Annotated in this window: 6 protein-coding genes and 1 pseudogene; 3 read left to right on the forward strand and 4 right to left on the reverse strand. The window is 67.3% G+C overall.

From position 1 onward, the window contains the following. Positions 1 to 792: 792 nt before the first annotated feature. A complete protein-coding gene (locus K7G59_RS27380; RefSeq protein ID WP_225838794.1) occupies positions 793 to 1,851 on the reverse strand; it encodes a helix-turn-helix domain-containing protein in 1,059 nt (352 codons plus the stop codon). Positions 1,852 to 2,108: 257 nt separating this feature from the next. Between K7G59_RS27380 and K7G59_RS27385 the strand changes: the two genes are divergently transcribed. The 3 genes and pseudogenes from K7G59_RS27385 to K7G59_RS27395 all read left to right on the forward strand — a co-directional run. After that, positions 2,109 to 4,142, forward strand: coding sequence for an SPFH domain-containing protein (locus K7G59_RS27385; RefSeq protein WP_225838796.1), 2,034 nt, complete (start codon positions 2,109 to 2,111; stop codon positions 4,140 to 4,142). A gap of 91 nt (positions 4,143 to 4,233) precedes the next feature. Next, positions 4,234 to 9,129 (forward strand): DNA repair ATPase, encoded by a 4,896-nt coding sequence (locus tag K7G59_RS27390; protein WP_225838797.1) that lies wholly within the window; start codon positions 4,234 to 4,236, stop codon positions 9,127 to 9,129. A 127-nt stretch (positions 9,130 to 9,256) separates the two neighbouring features. Further along, a pseudogene (locus K7G59_RS27395) lies at positions 9,257 to 9,860 on the forward strand (cation:proton antiporter); the annotation flags it as partial. A gap of 282 nt (positions 9,861 to 10,142) precedes the next feature. Here the strand turns inward: K7G59_RS27395 and K7G59_RS27400 are convergent. The 3 genes from K7G59_RS27400 to K7G59_RS27410 are packed head-to-tail and all read right to left on the reverse strand — an operon-like array spanning position 10,143 to position 19,038. Then, positions 10,143 to 12,941, reverse strand: a complete 2,799-nt coding sequence (locus K7G59_RS27400; protein WP_225838799.1) for an ATP-binding protein — start codon at positions 12,939 to 12,941, stop codon at positions 10,143 to 10,145. 38 nt (positions 12,942 to 12,979) lie between these two features. Next, positions 12,980 to 15,664 carry a DUF1156 domain-containing protein gene (locus K7G59_RS27405; RefSeq protein ID WP_225838802.1) on the reverse strand — a complete coding sequence of 895 codons (2,685 nt, stop codon included), beginning with the start codon at positions 15,662 to 15,664 and terminating at the stop codon, positions 12,980 to 12,982. Beyond that, positions 15,661 to 19,038 (reverse strand): helicase-related protein, encoded by a 3,378-nt coding sequence (locus K7G59_RS27410; RefSeq protein ID WP_225838804.1) that lies wholly within the window; start codon positions 19,036 to 19,038, stop codon positions 15,661 to 15,663. The genes K7G59_RS27405 and K7G59_RS27410 overlap by 4 nt, the downstream gene beginning before the upstream one ends. Between the last annotated feature and the right edge of the window lie 53 nt (positions 19,039 to 19,091).

The raw sequence follows: 19,091 nt of genomic DNA on the forward strand, positions 1-19,091 counted from the left end.
CGGCGCCTTTCCGGGGCTGCGCAGCCGACCACAGGATGCCGTGCATGGTCCTCGGCTGAGCCGTGATGGTCTCAACGTCCGTTCTGCACAAGAGCGTTGGGTCGGTGGACTTCTACCGCCGCCGGTGATGCTGCAGGGTCCGGGTGCGCTGGACAGAGTGACCCAATCATGTGGGTCGTCGAGGCGCCCGCTCTCATGGTGAGGTACACAGACGCCGACCGCAGGAGCGGGCTAGTCCCCCCCCGTGCCGGCTCGCTCCTGCGCACGTACGACAGCCCGGGTGTCCCACGTGGCAGTGGTGCCGGGGTTGCCGTCGCGGGCGGGGCGACTGTGAGGCCGCCCCCGCTGTCGGCGGCGGTGGACCGGTTCGAGCCGCCGATGGGCCATTGTGCGCCGGTCGCACCGGCTGGAACTCATCGGCTGGAGCTGACCCCAACGCGCTTTCCGCAGGTTCGTCTGGGGGCCGGGGCGGGACGGGACCGTGCTGACCTGCGACGGAGTGGGCGCTGGAGGGGCGCGGGTCGGGTCACACCTTCTTGACGACGATCGTGTCCGGGACCAGCTTCTCCAGGTCGTCGACGTCCGAGGTGAAGACGGTGACCTGTCCCTCCTGTTGTCGCGCGACAACGGCGAGCACGGCGGCGATCGCGTGACTGCGGTGATCGACGAGCTCATGGTGGCGGCTGCGCCGCGACCAAGGCCATGCCGGTACCCGGCACAGTGATCGGCGCCGGTACTTGCCGTCGCGGTAGCCGGGGCAGCCCGCAGGCAGCCTTGTGCCTGGGGCCCCGGTCAGAGGTCCTTGGCCGGCCAGTCGAGCAGCCGGGCGCCGATGACCGCGGTTTGCAGCATGTAGCGGTGCGCGGGGTCGGCGGGGTTGGCGCCGGTGAGTTTGTGGATGCGTTCCAGGCGGTAGGTCATGGCCCGCACGCTGAGGGAGAGGCGGCGCGCGGCCTCGGCGGCTGTGCAGCCGGAGTCGAAGTAGGCGGTGAGCGTGTCGAGGAGCGGCTCGGCGCCGCCGCGGGCTGTGGTGAGCGGGCCGAGGGTGCCGAGGACGAGGTCGGCCATGGCCTGTCGGTCGCGGGTCAGGACGGGGTAGACGAGCAGGTCGGCGGCGCGCAGTACCGGGTCGTCCAGGCCCAGCCGCTCCGCCAGTTCGAGGGTGTTCAGCGCTTCCTCGTACGACTGGACGACCCCGCCGGGGCCGGGTTGGGGGCGGCCGATGGCGACCGTGCCGCCGTCGGTGGCGGCGTAGGCCTGCTTGGCGAAGTAGGGGAGGACCTCGTCCTCGTGGCCGGGGGCGATGCACAGCAGCCGGCCGTCCTTGGTGGTGAGCAGGACGCTGCGGTTGCCGAAGCGGGCCAGCAGCGCCTGCTCCACCTGCCGGGCGACCGGCGCGCCCTCCTCGTAGGCCACCGGGCCTTCCGCGACGGCGACGGCGTGGGCGTGGGAGAGGCGCAGGCCGAAGCGTTCGGCGCGCTCGGCAAGTCGGCCCAGGTCGCTGCGACCGTAGAGCAGGTCGTCGATGAACTCCCGACGGGCGGCCTCTTCCTGGCGCACGGCGAGGCGCTGGGCGCGTTCGTAGCCCTCGGCGAAGGCGTCCACAGCCTGTTGCACGGCGGCCAGGGCGCTGTCGAGCGAGCTGGTGTTCTGCGAGCGGACGGCGCGTGCGGCGGTCAGGTGGGCGCTGACGAGGGCCCGCAGTCCGTAACCGGCTTCCGCTGCCTGCTCGCCCAGGATCCGCCGGGACTCGATCTCTTCCCGGGTGAGGCGGCGGCCCGTTGCCGAGACATCGGTCAGGATGCGGGCATAGCCTTCCAGATACTGCTCGGGAATGTCCCGCCCCGTCACGCCGCCCCCAGGATTTTGACGCGCCGATGACGTCTTCTTAGCAGGTCACCGGCACGCAGACCCTAGTGAACACTGCCGGACATCGGCAATGCGCGGGCGTGCACCGGTCGCACATCATGACCTGCGGGGAGCACTGCGGAGGGTTCCGGTGCCGGACACCGGCAGGTGGGGCGGCACCGGAACCCGCACCGAAGCAGTGCACCGTTCACTGACGCGCGCCTGTCTCGTCGACCGCCTCTGCCTCAAGGACGTATGCCATGACTGTCATCGGCGTGCTCGCAGCCGCCTTCCTCCTCGTCGTCGCCGTCGTACTGCTGGTCGTTTCCCGGCTGTTCCGCAAGGTGGAGCAGGGCAAGGCGCTGATCGTCTCCAAGATGCGCAAGGTCGATGTCACCTTCACCGGGCAGGTCGTGCTGCCGGTGCTGCACAAGGCCGAGGTGATGGACATCTCGGTGAAGACCATCGAGATCACGCGGGCCGGCAAGGAAGGACTGATCTGCAGGGACAACATCCGCGCCGACATCCGGATCTCATTCTTCGTCAAGGTCAACCAGACCGTGCAGGACGTCATCAAGGTCGCCCAGGCCGTCGGCACCCAGCGGGCGAGCGACCAGCGGACCCTGCAGGAACTGTTCCACGCGAAGTTCTCCGAGGCGCTGAAGACCGTCGGCAAGCAGATGGACTTCACCGACCTCTACACCCAGCGTGAGGAACTCCGCTACAAGATCATCGAGTTGATCGGTGTCGACCTCAACGGCTACCACCTGGAGGACGCGGCGATCGACTACCTGGAGCAGACGCCGCTCACCCAGCTGGACCCGGCCAACGTCCTCGACGCCCAGGGCATCCGGAAGATCACCGAGCTGACGGCCGTGGAGCACGTGCGCACCAACGAAGCGCAGCGCACGGAGGAGAAGGAGATCACTCGGCAGAACGTCGACGCCCGCGAAGCGATCCTGGAGCTGGAGCGCCGGCAGGCGGATGCGGAGATCAAGCAGCGCCGGGAGATCGAGACCTCCCGTGCCCGCGAGGAGGCCGAGACCGCGCGGGTGGTCGAGGAGGAGCGGCTCCGCGCGCAGTCCGCCTTCCTGCGCACCGAGGAGCAGCTCGGCGTCCAGCGGGAGAACCAGGCCCGCGAGGTCGCCGTCGCGCAGAAGAACCGCGAGCGGGTCATCGCCGTCGAGAACGAGCGTATCGAGAAGGACCGCCTGCTGGAGGTCATCGCGCGGGAGCGGGAGACCCAGCTGACCCAGATCGCCGCCGAGAAGGAGGTCGAGGCGGAGAAGCGGGACATCGCCGAGGTCATCCGCGAGCGGGTCGCCGTCGACCGAACGGTCGCCGAGCAGGAGGAGGCCATCAAGAAGCTGCGCGCCGTGGAGGAGGCCGAGCGGCAGCGGCAGGCGGTCGTCATCGCCGCCGAGGCCGAGGCGCAGGAGAAGCTCGTCAAGGACATCAAGGCCGCCGAGGCCGCCGAGCAGGCCGCCGTCCACCGTGCCGCCGAGGAACTCACTCTCGCAGAGGCCCGGTTGAAGAGCGCCGACCTCGACGCACAGGCCAAGCTGCGGCTCGCCGAGGGCGTCCAGGCCGAGGCCGCCGCCGAGGGACTGGCCGCCGTACAGGTCCGCGACAAGGAGGCCGAGGTCATCGAGAAGGCCGGCCGCGCCGAGGCGGAGGCGACCCAGGCCCGGCTGCGTGCAGAGGCCGAGGGCGTGCGGGCCAAGGCCCTCGCCGAAGCAGAGGCGATCGGTGAGAAGCTCAAGGCGGAGGCCGCCGGTCTCACCGAGAAGGCCGCCGCGATGGCTGTCCTGGACGAGGCGTCCCGCGGGCACGAGGAGTACCGGCTGCGGCTGGAGGCGGAGAAGGCCATCCGGCTTGCTGGACTGGACGTGCAGCGCCAGGTCGCCGAAGCGCAGGCCACGGTTCTCGCCACCGGCCTGGAGAACGCCGACATCAACATCGTCGGCGGTGACTCGGTCTTCTTCGACAAGCTGGTCGGCTCGATCGCGCTCGGTAAGGGCGTCGACGCCTTCGTACAGCACTCCGAGACCGCGCAGACGCTGGCGAGGCCCTGGCTGGACGGCACGTCCAGCTTCACCGACGACCTCGCCCGCATCCTGGGCCCGGTCTTGACGGCCGACGTGCAGAACCTCACCGTCTCGGCCCTGCTGATGCGGCTGATGAAGTCGGGCGGCACGAACGCCGGGCACCTCCAGCAGCTCCTCGACAAGGCGGGCGAACTCGGCCTCGCTGACACCCCGCTCACCGCCCTCAACGGCGCGGCGAGGGTCTGACCAGGACCAGGTGGTGCCGGAGCTGCCGCACAGGGGACGGCAGCTCCGGCACCACTCTCGTCCGCCACCTCCTCGAAGGGATGAACCGTCCATGGCCACCGCCCTGGAGACCGGTGCGTACGACGCCGTAGACGCCGGCACCTACGAGGTGCTGCGCGACCGGCTCACCGCGCAGGCCGGCGAACTCGCCCGGCGTGCCGAGCTCCTCAACGCCCGTCGCGTCGAGGAGTTCGGGACGGCACGGCTGGAGCTGGCCGGTACCCGGCGCCTGCGTACGGAGTACGCGTGCGTGCCGCGTGACGTCGTGGCCGTCGGGGACGCCTTGCTCGTCGGCGCCACCGGTCGGCCCGGCCCGCGCCCGCAGACAGCGGTCGCCGACGTGTTCGCCCTGTACGACCGCGACCTGGGCCGGCTGCCCGAGACGGCCGTGCCGGGCCTGCTGGACGACCCGGCCTTCGTACGGGAGTTCGCCGACCTGCACCGCTACTACCAGCAGGCCCGCCTGCTCCGGCTGCGCCGGATCGACGGCAGACTGCTGGCGGTCTTCCGCACCGGCGAGAAGGCCGACGACATCCGCGTGCTGCGCTGGGCCCTGGACGAGGCCGACCGGCCGGTGTTCCTGGACGCGCGCGGCGAACGCGACGACACCTTCCCGCCCTCCTACGCCTTCACCTGGACCGAGGCGACCCGCGAGGACCATGTCCTGGGCCGCCATCCGCACGTCCGTGTCCAGGGCGAGCTGTACGTCGCCACCATCGGCGGCGCGCTCACCGTCAAGCTGGAGAACGACACCGAGACGGGCGAAGGCATCCACAGCGAGCCGGTGGACGAGCCGCTGCAGGCGCTCGCCGACGCGGACATCGCGCACGCGCGCGTGGGTGCCCTGATCCTGCTGCGCGTGCGGCCCTACAAGGAGGACGCCCACCGGTACCTGGTGTTCAACACCCTCACCAAGGCGGTCGTCCGCCTGGACGGCATCGGGCAGGCATGCCGCCGACTGCCCGAGGACCAGGGCATCGTGTTCCCCGGCGGCTACTGCCTGGCCACGGGTGCCCACAAGACCTACGAAACCGATGCGAGCGGCCTGGAGTTCGAGAGGGAGATCCGCTCGCCCAACGGTGAGGACGTGCTGTACGCGTTCCACGCCCGCGGGGAGAGCCGCGGTCTGCTGCTGTCGTACAACACCATCCGCAAGGAGTTCGCGAACCCGCTTCCCTGCCGCGGCTGGGCCCTGTTCGACGACGGCGCCTTCGCGGTGCTGCGTGCCGAGGGTGAGGAACCGGCGCAGGTGCATCCGGTCCAGCTCTGGAACTCGCCCTACGTCTCCGACGCCCACGTCGCCACCGCCCCCACCGGGAGCGGCGCACTGGGGCGCGTGGGCAACGCCGACCTTGTGCGGGGCATTTCCGTCTGCCTGTCCGTCGCGCGCCTGGCGCGGGAGGACATCTCGACGAGCGAGGGCTACCGGGCACTGGCCGCCGCCTGTGTGCGCGCCGCCGACGCCCACCACTGGCTGGCCGAAGACGACCTGGGCGACCTGCTCGGCGTGCTGGACGCGGTCCGTGGGACGGCCGAGCAGGTGCTGGCCGAGTTCGAGGTCGTGCGAGCGCTGACCCGGCAGGCCGCCGACGCCCTGGACGAGGCCGCCGAGCGGATCGCCTCCGTCGTCCGCCGCCTGCGCGGTGAGGCACCGAAGGAGGCCGCGGCCTGGGTGCGGGGGCTGACCGACCTGCGGCACGCCCACGGTCACCTGCTGACCCTCAAGGAGATGCGGTACGCGGACGGCGCCCGCGTAGACGCCCTCGCCGCCGAAGCGGAGGTCGACCTGGCCGCTCTCGGGCAGCGGGCCGTGGTCTTCCTGGCCCGCGAGGACGCCTTCGCCGGCCAGCAGAGGGACGTCGAAGAGCTCGTCGCCGACGCCGAGGCCATCACCACCGTCGCCGAGGCGGCCCCGGTGGCCGCCAGGCTGGACGAACTCGGCGACGCCCTCCGGACGGTCACGGACGTCGTCGCCGCTCTGGATTCCGGCGACGCCACTGTCCGTACGTCCGTCCTGGAGCGCATCGCCGGGGTGCTGAGCGGCGTCAACCGGGCCCGTGCCACCCTCGACGCCCGCCGCCGCGCACTGGCCGACCACGAGGGCCGCGCCGAGTTCGCCGCCGAGACCGCACTGCTCGGGCAGGCCGTCACCGCGGCCCTCGCGGCCGCGGACACCCCGCAGGCGTGCGACGACCAGCTCGCCCGGCTTCTGAGCAGGCTGGAGGACCTGGAATCCCGCTTCGCGGAGTCGGACGAGTTCCTCGGCGCCCTCTCCGACAAGCGCACTGAGGTCTACGACGCCTTCGCCACCCGCAAACAGTCGCTCGCCGACGCCCGCGCCCGCCGCGCCGAGCAACTCACCGCCTCCGCCGGCCGCATCCTGGAGACCATCACCCGGCGCTGTACCGCCCTCTCCGACGCCGACGTGATCGCCACCTACTTCGCCTCCGACCCGATGGTGGCCAAGGTCCGCCGCACTGCCGACGACCTGCGCGCGCTCGGTGAGAGCGTGAGAGCCGAGGAACTCGACGGCCGCCTGAAGTCCGCCCGCCAGGAAGCCGACCGCGCCCTGCGCGACCGCACCGACCTGTACGCCGACGACGGCCGTACTGTCCGCCTCGGCGCCCACCGTTTCGCCGTCAACACCCAGCCCCTCGACCTGACCCTGCTCCCGGACGGCGACGGCCTCGCCTTCGCGGTCACCGGCACCGACTACCGCGCCCCGGTCACCGACCCCGACTTCGCGGCCACCCGCGCGCACTGGCACCGCACCCTGTCCTCGGAGTCACCAGAGGTCTACCGCGCCGAGTACCTGGCCGCCCGCCTGCTGCGCGCACACGGCCCGGCCGCCCTCGCGGCGGCCGAAGACCTCCCGGCCCTGGTGCGCACAGTGGCGCAGGAGGCGTACGACGAGGGATACGAGACCGGCGTCCACGACCACGACGCGACGCTCATCCTCACTGCGCTCCTGCCCCTGTACGAGGCAGCCGGTGCCCTGCGTCACCAACCCGCCGCCCGCGCCGCCGCCCAGCTCTTCTGGACTCACGGCACCACCCCCGGGGCACGCCAGGCGTGGACCCGGCGCGCACTCTCGCTGGCCCGCGCCCGGGACACGTTCGGTCTGGCACCCGCGATCGCCGACCTGGAGCGGGAGCTGGCTGAGGAAATCGGCGGGGAGTACGCGGGGGCCGCCGCCTCCTACCTCTTCGAGGAGCTGACGACCGCCCCCGACGGGTTCGTCCTCAGCGCGAGCGCCCGCACCCTGCTGGACAAGTTCCGCCGCATGGCCGGCACGAGCGCCTACGCCGACGACCTGACCGCGCTCGACGACCTCCCGGCCCGCCGGCAGCTGGTCGAGGCGTGGCTGTCCTCGTACGCGGCAGCCACCGGCACGGATCTCGCCCCGGGTGATCTGGCCGAGGCCGTGGCGGCCGAACTCTGCCCCGACCTGCCGCGCTACGACGGCGACGCCCCACTCACGGCGACGGCCGAGGGTCTGCTGGGCACGCACCCCCGCATCACCGCACGCCGCCTGCCCCTGCGGCTGGACGAGTTCCTCGCCCGTACGGCGCGCTTCGCGGAGCAGGACGTACCCACCCACCGCGCCTACCAGCAGCGGCGCACCGCCCTGGTGACCGCCGAACGCGCCCGCCTACGCCTGGAGGACCACCGCCCCCGCGTCATGTCCTCCTTCGTCCGCAACCGGCTCGTGGACGAGGTCTACCTGCCGCTCATCGGGGACAGCCTGGCCAAGCAGCTGGGTACCACGGGCGACACCAAGCGCACCGACACCGGCGGCCTGCTGCTGCTCCTCTCCCCGCCCGGCTACGGCAAGACGACCCTCGTGGAGTACGTGGCCGACCGCCTCGGTCTGATGCTGGTGAAGGTCAGCGGCCCGGCGCTGGGCCACGCGGTCACCTCGCTCGACCCCGCCGAGGCTCCGAACACCACCGCCCGCCAGGAGGTCGAGAAGATCAACTTCGCGCTGGAGGCGGGCAACAACACGCTCCTCTACCTGGACGACATCCAGCACACCTCACCGGAACTGCTGCAGAAATTCATCCCGCTGTGCGACGCCACCCGCCGCATCGACGGCGTCCGCGACGGCGAACCGCGCACATACGACCTGCGCGGCAAGCGGTTCGCGGTCTGCATGGCCGGCAACCCGTACACCGAGTCCGGCAGCCGCTTCCGGGTGCCGGACATGCTTGCCAACCGTGCTGACGTGTGGAACCTCGGCGACGTCCTGACCGGCAAGCAGGAGGTCTTCGGCTTGAGCTTCATCGAGAACGCGCTCACCGCGAACCCGGTCCTCGCCCCGCTCGCCGGCCGCGACCGCGCCGACCTCGACCTGCTGGTCCGCATCGCCCAATGCGATCCGACGGCCGGAGCCGACCGGCTGATCCACCCGTACGCGCCCGCCGAGCTGGAGCGGATTCTGGCGGTCCTGCGTCACCTGCTGACGGCCCGGGAGACGGTCCTGGCGGTCAACTCGGCCTACATCGCCTCGGCCGCCCAGTCGGACACGACCCGCATCGAACCGCCGTTCCAGCTCCAGGGCTCCTACCGGAACATGAACAAGATCGCCCAGCGGGTCCAGCCGGTCATGAACGACACAGAGCTGGCGACCCTGATCGACGACCACTACCGGGCCGAGGCCCAGACTCTGACGACGGGCGCTGAGACCAACTTGCTGAAGCTGGCCGAGTTGCGCGGCACGCTCTCCGCCGATCAGGCAGCACGCTGGGCAGAGGTGAAGGCGGCGTACGTCCGTGCCCAGACCCTCGGCAGCCCGGAAGACGGCCCCCTCACGCGAGCCGTGGCGGCACTCGGGCTGCTCGCGGACCGGATGGCGGCCGTCGAGAGGGCCATCACGTGCGCCGCCGATCCACGCCGCCTGCTCGTCAACCCGAACGCCCAGCACGCGAGCGAGCGGAGGCAGCCGTGATGGTGTACTTCCTCGCACCGGTGGCCGCGGCCTCGGTCGTGGTGGTGCTGACCACGTTCGTCCTGGTGCGTCGCGACCGCCGACGAATGACATCAGCTACCGAACGCCTGTACTGACGCGGCCTCGGTTGCCGGAACCCGTCAACCCCCCGGTCTCGGCGGTCGTTCTTGTTGCCGTTTTCGGCGTGGCTCTGCTCGTCGCGGTGCTGCTGTCCGGGCTCGCTGCCCGCACCGTGCTGTCCACTTCATTCCTCTTCCTCCTCGCTGGCGCGCTGGTCAGCGAGGGCTTCCTAGGGCTGATCCACATCACCCCGGACAGCGAGATCGTGTCGGTCACCGCCGACCTGGCGCTCTTCGCGGTGCTGTTCACCGATGGCCAGCACGTGTCTGCGCACCAGCTGGCACAACCCGGCGCGGGCGCTGGGCCTGGGCATGCCCCTGGCGTTCGTGTTCATGGCGCTGGTCACGCACTACCTGGTCGGCCTGGACTGGACGACGTCCTTCCTGGCCGGCGCGGTGCTGGCGCCGACGGACCCCGTGTTCGCGTCGGCGATCGTGGGCCGCAAGGAGATCCCGGCGAAGCTGCGGGAACTCCTCAATGTGGAGAGTGGCGTCAACGACGGCCTGGCCCTGCCCGTCGTACTGCTCCTCATAGCGGCAGCCGGGCCCACCGCCACCGGGCACACCGGCGACGCGTCGCTGGGCCGGATCGCCCTGGAACTGGCCCGCGGCGAGTCTCTGGAAAACCGTCAGGGGCCTGATCCACTAGCTGGATCAGGCCCCTGCACTATGGCGTCGGGGTGGCGGGATTTGAACCCACGACCTCTTCGTCCCGAACGAGGTTCGGGCGTGATCATCACCGGCTTGTTTGCTGTTTTGCCTGGTCAGGGCGTTGGGGTGCGGTGGTCTCGGATGGTCTTCAAGAGGCTTGGGGAGCGGGTTGGCTCCCAGATGGCTCCCACGGAGGGATGCCCTCTTCCGCAGATGACTGTGGCTGAGACGACAGCGGGATGCCTACTCCACGGTCATTTCTGCACGTAGTCCGAGTTGGCCGAGTCCTTCCTCGACGACCAGATCGATGATGTGCGGAGGGATCGGCTGCCCGGACTGCACGGAGACGTCCATGTCGACGCGTACGTCGGCGCCCTGAGCAGCGAATTGGAGCACGGTGACCTTTACGACATCCCTAAGTTTGTCAGCCGGGACGTCGGCGATGTGAAGCCGCAGTTCCGTGGGTCCTGCCGCTGAAGGGGTCGGCGACGGCCTGTCGGGAGTGCCAGGGGTGCGTGGCTGAGGGACAGTGGGTGAAGCGGTCCGCTGACCTTCAGAAGGCGGAGGGGGACTATCTGGGGTCCGTGTGGCGCGTAGGGCCTGCGCGCGGGATGCTCGTACGAGCCACGTGCCGGGCTGGAAGTCGATCTCTCCTGGCAGAACGTCTTCTCCTATACGAACTACCGCGTCGACGGCCTGCCAGTTGGAGCCGGAGACCAATCCAAAGACTTCGCGGCGTGCGCCCTCGACCAAGCAGTCCCGCAGGACCTCGACTGATGCCAACTTTGGCAGCCGTGGAAAGCGTTGGAACGCCTTGAGTAGGCCCTCGATCTCGATCGCCTCAGCGTCCTCGGGTATCAGCCCGAAGCGCTCTGAGAGCAAGGCTGCTGGCGCGAGTCTGTCCAGTAGGCCGTCCGATGACCGCATCCGCTCGGTGACGCGCGACGTAACCGTCTCGCTGGCACGAGCAGCCCCGAGATCCAGGTGCAAGACGGTGGGCGAAGCACCGCCGACTCCGTTGGCGAGCAGATACACGTGTCGGTAGGCCATGGCGAGCAAGACCGGGAGTCGCTCCTCTGCACGAGTGATCCGGTCTCGCAGGTCGTCCTGCTGTTCCCGATTGAACTTCTTGAGCCGGTGGCTGTCGTCACGCAAGTCCCGCATGGCCGCAAGGGTCCTGGCCAGCGAGCGGGCGCGACCGAAGGCGCCGGCATCAGGCGCGACCAGAACCAAGGAGTTCTTGTTGGTGCGGCCGGACTGGTCATACTCGTTGAGGATTCGACCCGCCACCTGCAGCACGGCCTTCGGATCAGAGGGCTCGACTCGGTGATCTGGGTGTAGCAGGGCAAGGGTAAGGCGTGGCTCATCCCTGACGTCCACTGAGCTCAACACATCGATCTGCGTACGCCAAGGAGACTGGGCGGGGGCCACCTTGGCCGTAGCCACCTCCAGCAGCTGGACTATGGCCTCCTCGGGAACGGCACTCTCACGTTCCACGATGACCTTGTTGAGGTTGGGCTCGGTGGTGAACCGGTAGCGGCCCCCTTCATACCTCATGTACCAGGCGGCGTTCTTGACCGTGTCCCGCACGTCCTCGAGGGTGCCGCGAGACAAGCCGGGTTGTCCTACGCCAAGAGTCATCTGTGCGTCAGAGGCCCCCAGGACCTTGTCGGCACTAAAGGAATGGATGAAGGCCGTCGTAGCGAGTCCAGTGGCCAACCGAAGCTTCTCGACCTCGCCACCACGCCGCTGGTCCTCCAGACGGGCCCGTGAGTCGTCGCGGATGATGTCGGCGTTTAGGGCTGACTTGTAGGAGTCCCCGGCGATCTTCAACACCTCGGCCCTCACTCCCGGATCATGCAACGGTATGTCGCCAGGATGGATGAGCGGGAAGGCGTGACCCGAGGCATAGAGCGTCTTGATCGTGTGTGCCAGGGTGCGCAGCGCGCCACGAGTTCGTTGGAAGCCCGAGAGGGATCCCCAACGATTAGTGAGCAGGTCGATCAGTTCTGGGTGGAATGGGTAGGCTGCCTCAATGCGGTCTCGATAGGCCGGGTCCCGGTAGACAGACGGGAGGGCATCGCCGAACTGCTCTGTATAGTAATCGCCGTAGGCATCCGCAACGGCGCGTCTCTGGGAGACCGTCCCAGTGCTCTGGAATAGCCGGGTGTGTAGGACAGGGAAGATGTCGTCACCCTCGACTGGCGTCACTACACTTTCGGTCCGGCCGAATATTTTCACCAGGCGTTCGAGGAGATCTTCGTGATTGACGCCGGCGAAGTCTTCCAAATGAGAGGCGGTAAGGGTTGCAACCAAACATGCGCCCGGAACAGAGGTGACCGCCGTGGCCAGCTCCTTGATGAAGACCAGAGCATTCGTTGTGCGTACTCCACGATCACCGTCCGCCGTGATCGTCTTCGCAAGGTATTCAAGCGTTTCATCCATCAAGATCAGGCAGGGAGAGTATCGCTTGAGCAGCCCGACCAGATGCGTGACAGATGTTCCCTGAAGTGCTTCGTCTTGTTCACGGACGCGTCCGTACGCTTCGCTTCCACCGAGTTGATACGCAAGATGCCCGAGCAGGGTACGGCCGGGGGAGCGGTTGGACTCCTCGTCACGGTCGGGGGTCAGGTCCGAACCGTCGAGAACAACCACGGTGGCCTCTGGGAGCCGACCGCCTGTGAGCGATGAGGCAAGCTGACGAGCGAGTTGAGTACGTGAAAGGGAACGAGCGTTACCGAACAGGTGATAGGCGGACAGAAGCGTATGGGTCTTCCCGCCACCGAACTCGGTCTGCATCCGGTGGACTGCCCGCGCGGTCGGGTCGCCACCCAGCCGGTTGCCGATCTCGACGAGAGCCGCACGAAGGTTCTCGGTAAGGTAAGTCTTCTGCGCGAAGAGTTTGGCGTCGAGGTAGTCCTGAGGGCCCTCTCCCTTGCTGACGCGTCCCAGGTCGGCAGCGAACAACGCATCGTCGAAGGTGCCGTCAACGATGTCACGGTGTGGTGGGGCGATTTCGATCCAACTCGGGAGGCCAGGCACTGAAGCGGAGATCCTTTCGCAATGGGACGAAGCAGAAGTCAGGGCTGTGTTCCGAAGAGAGTGAGTTCCTCGAAATCCGGGACATAGCGGGCTGCCCGTTCCTCAAGAACATCGCGATTGCCGCCGAGGCCGAGCAACAGGGTGCGCTCGCGGGCACCCTCGGGGAGCAGCTCGGTGACGGCGGTGACCAGGGCCCAGAAGGCAGGCTCCGTACCCGCGCCGGATGTGCCCAGCAGTGCGTCCAGCTCCTGTCGGCGCCCCTGGTCGTGGAGGAGACAGGCTGCGTGCATGACGTCCACCCAGGAGGGTCGCTGGCCAAGCCTGAGAGGGCCCCGCTCGTGGGGGGCTAGCAGCTTGTAGTCGGTCCCTGACTTCTTCACCAGCCCACCGCGGGCGGTCAGCGAGTCGAGGTGCAGGTCGAAGGCTCGGCACAGCATGTAAGCCTCGTCAGCGGGAATCGCAAGGCCGTCGTAGGCCCATCGCCATGTCAGGTAAAAGAGCGAACTGCTGTCAAGACGCTCCAGTGACTCTCCCCGGGTTAGAGCCCGAGTGGCGTGTCGGGCAACCGCTTGTCGAGCCAGCACCATGAGTTCGTCAACCTCCACCTCCTCACCAGACAGCCGTAGAACACGGGAATACTTCGCGAACACCTCGAAGGCAGGCCCGATGGCAGAGACGAAGTAGTCCGCCCCGGACAGCTTCATATCCTCGAACACCTCGAGACGCTCGGTGATTCGCGCGTCGAGATCGCGCACCACGTCGTCATAAAAGCCATCGGTCGTGGTTGAAATCTTCCGGCAGACCAGGACAATCGAGGAGGCCAATACGGAGCCGATGTTGTCGGTCGTACGACCGTTGCGCTCAGATTGCATCGGCCACGATGTGGTAACGACAAGTCCTGATCGACGCAGAGCGCGCAGCAAGTGTTCCCAAGCAGCGGTATCGGTGTGGGCGAAGACGAGAGAGACAATTCCGTCGTCCGAGACCACACGAGCGACCTCGTTGAGGGCCCGCTGGAGGCGGGTCTCGAATTCGTCGCGAGATATGTACTCGGCGGACTCGCGCTGCGCCCGATTTTGGATCACCTCGGCACGCTTGGGAGTAAGGGCCGTAGCGAAGAGTTCGGGGTAGAGATGGCCGATGGATCGCTTGAGCCAGACATAGAAGAAGTCCGAAAGGTCGCCGTATTGGAACGCATCGTAGTACGGCGGATCTATGATGACAGCATCGAACTCCCCATCGGCGAACGGTAGCTGCTGTGCATTTGCTCGTTGGACGCGGACCGGGTTACCGGGGTTGGCAACGGCGCAATGGTGAAATGCCTGTGTGATCCAGGTCAATGCGCTGGTCCAGCCGCTAGGACCAGCACCGAAAGGGTCAATCTCGGTGAAGTCCCAGGCCATACGTATTGCCTGCTGGGGGAAGGTGCTCCTTGGGGCTTCAACTGTGGGGCGCCAGGTCGTAAAGGACGAATTGTAGTCCACGATCCGATCAACTGCCAGCCCTAGATAAGTTGCCAGAGCTTGTGCTCGTTCCGGCTCAACCCCTTGCTCCAGCATCGCTGCGTGGGCCTTTCGCACGGCCTGGGCAAGTACGCCGAGCACGAGGCGCTGGCGCGGGGTGAACATGCCCGCCCAGGTGTCAATGCCATACGTCAGATTGGGGTATCGCCGGTACTGCGAAGCTGTCACCCGCTCGTCCGGAATGGCCGTAGTGCCGTCCGGGTAGTCCTCCAGGCTCTCCGCTTCGATTGCGGCCTGTTCGATCGCCATTAGATCGGAAACTGTGGGCTCACGGTAGGTGCGCACCCCATTGGCGTCGATATCGAGTACCGCGTACAAGTAGTGCCCGAAGCCTTGCTCGCGTGCGTATGCCCGCAACTCACGATCGGGGCGAGCAGTACCGCAGGCCGGGCAGGTGGCGGTTACCTGTGACCCACGGCTGGTCTTGGTGCCCACTCGCCAGTCGCTTCCGTCGCCTGGCGGTCCCTCGGCAAGGCGCAGCTCGATCCGGTCCTTATCTATGTCGTAGTCGACCCGTACCTTGTGGCGAGTAGAGTCGGCCACTTTCCGGGAAGAGATGAGCGGAACGGTGCGGCCACAGTGAGGGTCGGCGCAGGTCATCGTTCGCGACCAGAAGTACACCGCGGGCCGGCTGCCATCGTTAGTGCGGGGCAGTACCTCAACGAGGCGACTGTCCGCCACTTCGCGCACCCAGGCAGCCCAGTGCGTCAGTTCCTCGGTGAAGGGGCGCCCGCCGTTCTCGTCGATGCCGCCGAAGCGGGCGGGATACTCCAATGTGCAGCGCTGGATGAGGTGGGCGACCGGGTTGATGTCAACAGCGGTCGTGTCACAGCCGAGACGGGCAGCCTCCAGGGGTATGGCACCGCCCCCGGCGAAGCAGTCGAGCACCTTGGCACGCTGCTGAGGCCAGGCTGCGGTTAGGGCATCGCGCAGTGGGGCTAGCGCTCCGGGTTTGGCGGCTGCTTCGAAGCGAGCAGCATTACCAATGTCGGTAAGAAGTCCATCCCTGGTGCGCGGACTCTCAGGCCCAGGATCGGGAATCAGGCTAGCGAGCACCACGGTGCGGGCCATAGCCAGCGGCCTACGTGCCCACCACAGGTGCATGGTGGAGATATGGCCGTGCCGTAGATGCTTCTCCCGGTCGGATGCCGCATTCACCGTGACGAGGGGGAGCTTCTCCTCGATGAGAGCACGTTTCACGGCGAGTCCCCTTCCGCGGCCTGTGCAGCGTCGATGATGGGCCCGGGGGCGATGCCGTAGCGGACCTCCTGAGTGGGCTTAAAGCTGCCGGCCAACGTGGTGACCGGATCTTGGATGCGATAGAGACGGGGCTGCTCAGACGCGCAGTCAAGCACTACATACAGCCAGTAGGCGGGACCGAACTTGCCCGCCGCTATGTACTCGGACCACGTGAGTTCCACGGAGCCAACTCCCGAGCGGCCCTTGACCTCGATGTAGCGGGTGCCGTCCCTACGCTCAGATATAAGGTCGAACCCCAGGTGTTCTACCTCAACAGACCTGAGCTCCTCCGAGCCATGGGCGTACTCGTGGTCCATGCTGATCTTGACGGCGATGCGCTCGATCTCTCTGTCGCTCAGCCCATTGCTGGCTCCCGTTCCGCCTCGAGAGGTCTGGTGCGGAATGTGCTCGGCTGGGGAGGGGAGCAACAAGGCTTGGGCGATGACGGTGACGGGGCCGCGGTCGACCTGTCGGGTGCGGGCTGTGTCGGCGATGCGCCGGTCCCGGCGCTCAACTGCAGTACGACGCAGCAGTTCGACTCGGCGGTAGCGCCCCTCTGCGCCCGTGATGCCCTGTTCCATCTCTTCTTCGAGGTCGTACAGCTCGCCGTCGTAGCGTGCCAGGAGGGCGCGGAACGACGTGTGCAGAAATTCCTCCTGGATGTCGGCAGTCCGCTTTCGCCGGTCCCGTACTTCCATCAGCCGGTCCTCGTACACGTTCCGGCGGGCCCAGGTGATCAGCTTTTGCTCCGGGAGCGGGGATGGCCGTAGGCCCATTTCGTGATCGGGAAGCCTTCCGGCCAGTAGGTCGTACAGAGCGCCGCCGACGGGGCGGAACTCACCTTCGGACTCGATGATGGACGCCATGCTGCGATGCACCGTTGTGCGATGGCCGTCGACGACCTCCCCCTGCAGTATGTGCAGCAAAGCCGGCGCGCTCAGCGCCGGGTCGTGGAAAACCGCACCGCGCGACAGGTTCTCGCCGGTCTGCTCAATGACGTGGTCAAGTAGCGCCTCGAACAATGGATGACCAGGGCCACAGAGTTCGGGACGTGGTGCGCCAAGCTCCGAGTCCTGGGCCAGTCGTTGGACGGCGACCGTCTTGTCGAAGGTGATCCTCTCGTAGGCAGGCTGCAGTTGCCGCATGGTGCCACGGTCACGATCTCGGGCGATGAGGATGTCGGGCGTCCGGGAGACCCTGATGCTGGCCCGATCCAGTCGCTCCTCCGCCCGGCCTTGCAGGTGGTCAACGGCATCCAGGAAGAAGCGCTTGAGGTGCTCCGGCGGAAGGCGCCGTTCCTCGGCCCTGGTGGTAGCCCGTCGGTGGAGCCGCCAGTCGATGTGCCCGGTAGCCAGTGCCTTCTCCGAGAGCTCCCGCATCCGCTCGATTAGGCGCTCGTCAAATTCGCCCTCCTGTGCGCCGAACTCGTTGAGTGCTTCCTCAGGGGTGCGCTCATCGGAGATGACCGATTCGAGTAGTTCGGGAAGGCGGTAGCCGGCCAGAATCTCGCCAATGACATCGAAGACCTGGTCGCCCAGGGCTTCGTTCTTTCGCATAGTCTCGATTTTTCCGAGCACCGTGCCCAGTACATGGCCCTCTTTGGTGTTCGCCGCGACCAGATTGAAGATATGGACATCTTCCGTCTGGCCGATACGGTGCACCCGCCCCATCCGCTGCTCCAAGCGGTTGGGATTCCAGGGGATGTCGTAATTGACCATCAAATGGCAGAATTGGAGGTTGATGCCTTCACCGGCCGCCTCCGTGGCCACCATGATCTGTGCATGCTCACGGAAATCCCGCTCAGCCTGGACCCGGTCGGCCGGCCGCAGTCCGCCATGGATCGCTGTGACGTCGAAGCGCGATGACAGCTCGTCGACCAGGAAGTCCAGGGTGTCCTTGTGCTCGGTGAAGATCAGGAGCTTCTTTGAGGCGTCGTCGCCCACCCCGTACGTGTCTAGGATCTTCCATAACTCGCCGAGCTTGACTTCGCCACCCTGCAGTTCGGTCTCCTCAGCCTGCGCAAGGAGCGGCCTGAGCAGCTCGAGTTCGGCTTCGACCTCTTCTGGTGTACGAAAGAGTGCGACCTGGTCGAGAGCCTGTTCCTCGAGGGCCCAGCGCTCGTTCTCGGGGCGGTCACCGTTGGCATCGCGATCGAACTCAGGGGCCCCGATGCCAGCGTAGTGGCCGGAGGGTTGATCCAACTCGCGTTCCAGGCGCTCGACCCGACGGCGCAAGGTTCGGGTGATTGCCCGGACAGATGAGGCCAGACGTCGCTGCATGGTGGTCAGGGCGAACCCTGACACTGACGCTCGCCCGCTGTCGGCCCGTTCCCGGCGTATCTCGGTGAGCCCTTGAGTGATGAAGCGGGACACCCGCTTGTACAGCTCCCACTCGGAGCCCTCGAGGGCGTAGGTGATTGTGTGAGCCGTACGCGGCCGGAAGAGCGCACGACCGCGCAGGTCCACCATCTGCTCCTTTGTGGTCCTGGAGTAATGGTGAGGCATGATCTCCACGCGCTCGGGACAGCGGTCGCCATATGCATCGCCGTCCAGCAGGCGCATCAGCCCCCAGAGGGACTCCTCACGGCCCGAGTGTGGAGTTGCGGTAAGGAGAAGCAGCCGGTCAGCCTGGCGCGCCACACGCTCGGCAGCCTTGTAACGGTCGGTGCGGCGGTCGATCGCACCCCGCTTGTTGATCTTGAGGGTATAGCCGTGGGCCTCGTCGAGAACCGCTAAGTCCCAAGACCGCTGGGCAGCAGCGAACGATTCCAGCACCGATTCGGTCTTCAACAGGTCGCGGGAGACGATGAAAACCCCGTCTGCCTCCCAAGGGTTGACCATCGGGTCTGCATCGATAGTCTCCCGCGTGATCCGGCGCGCAGCGATCCGGAAACGCTCATCCAGTTCACGCTGCCACTGGAAGCCGAGGTTGGCGGGGGCAACGATCAGTACACGGTCGGCCGCACCACGGAGCTGCAGCTCCTTGATGTAGAGCCCAGTCATGATCGTCTTTCCTGCCCCCGGATCGTCCGCGAGGAGGAAGCGGAGTCGAGGCTCCTGGAGGAACTTGCCGTACACCGCTTCGAGCTGGTGCGGAAGCGGCTCGATGCTCGAGACGGCCAGAGCACCCATGTCGTGCTGGAACCGAGTGCGGATCCGGCGAGCCTCTACACCGAGCCGGAACGACTGCGCATCTGCGTCGAAGGAACGCTCGCTGGTGGAGTCAATGACCTCAATCTCCGGCAGCTCATCCTCGGATAAGCTCACGCGGCGGAAGTCCCCGGCCTCCCCCTCCAGCAGGAACTCCCAGAAGCTGCCAGGCTGTACCTGGATCACGGTCGCCGGGTCCGCATGTCCAGGCAGACGCAGTCGTGCCCCAGGAACCAGCT

The sequence above is a fragment of the Streptomyces sp. NK08204 genome (assembly GCF_020400585.1).
Taxonomy (GTDB): domain Bacteria; phylum Actinomycetota; class Actinomycetes; order Streptomycetales; family Streptomycetaceae; genus Streptomyces.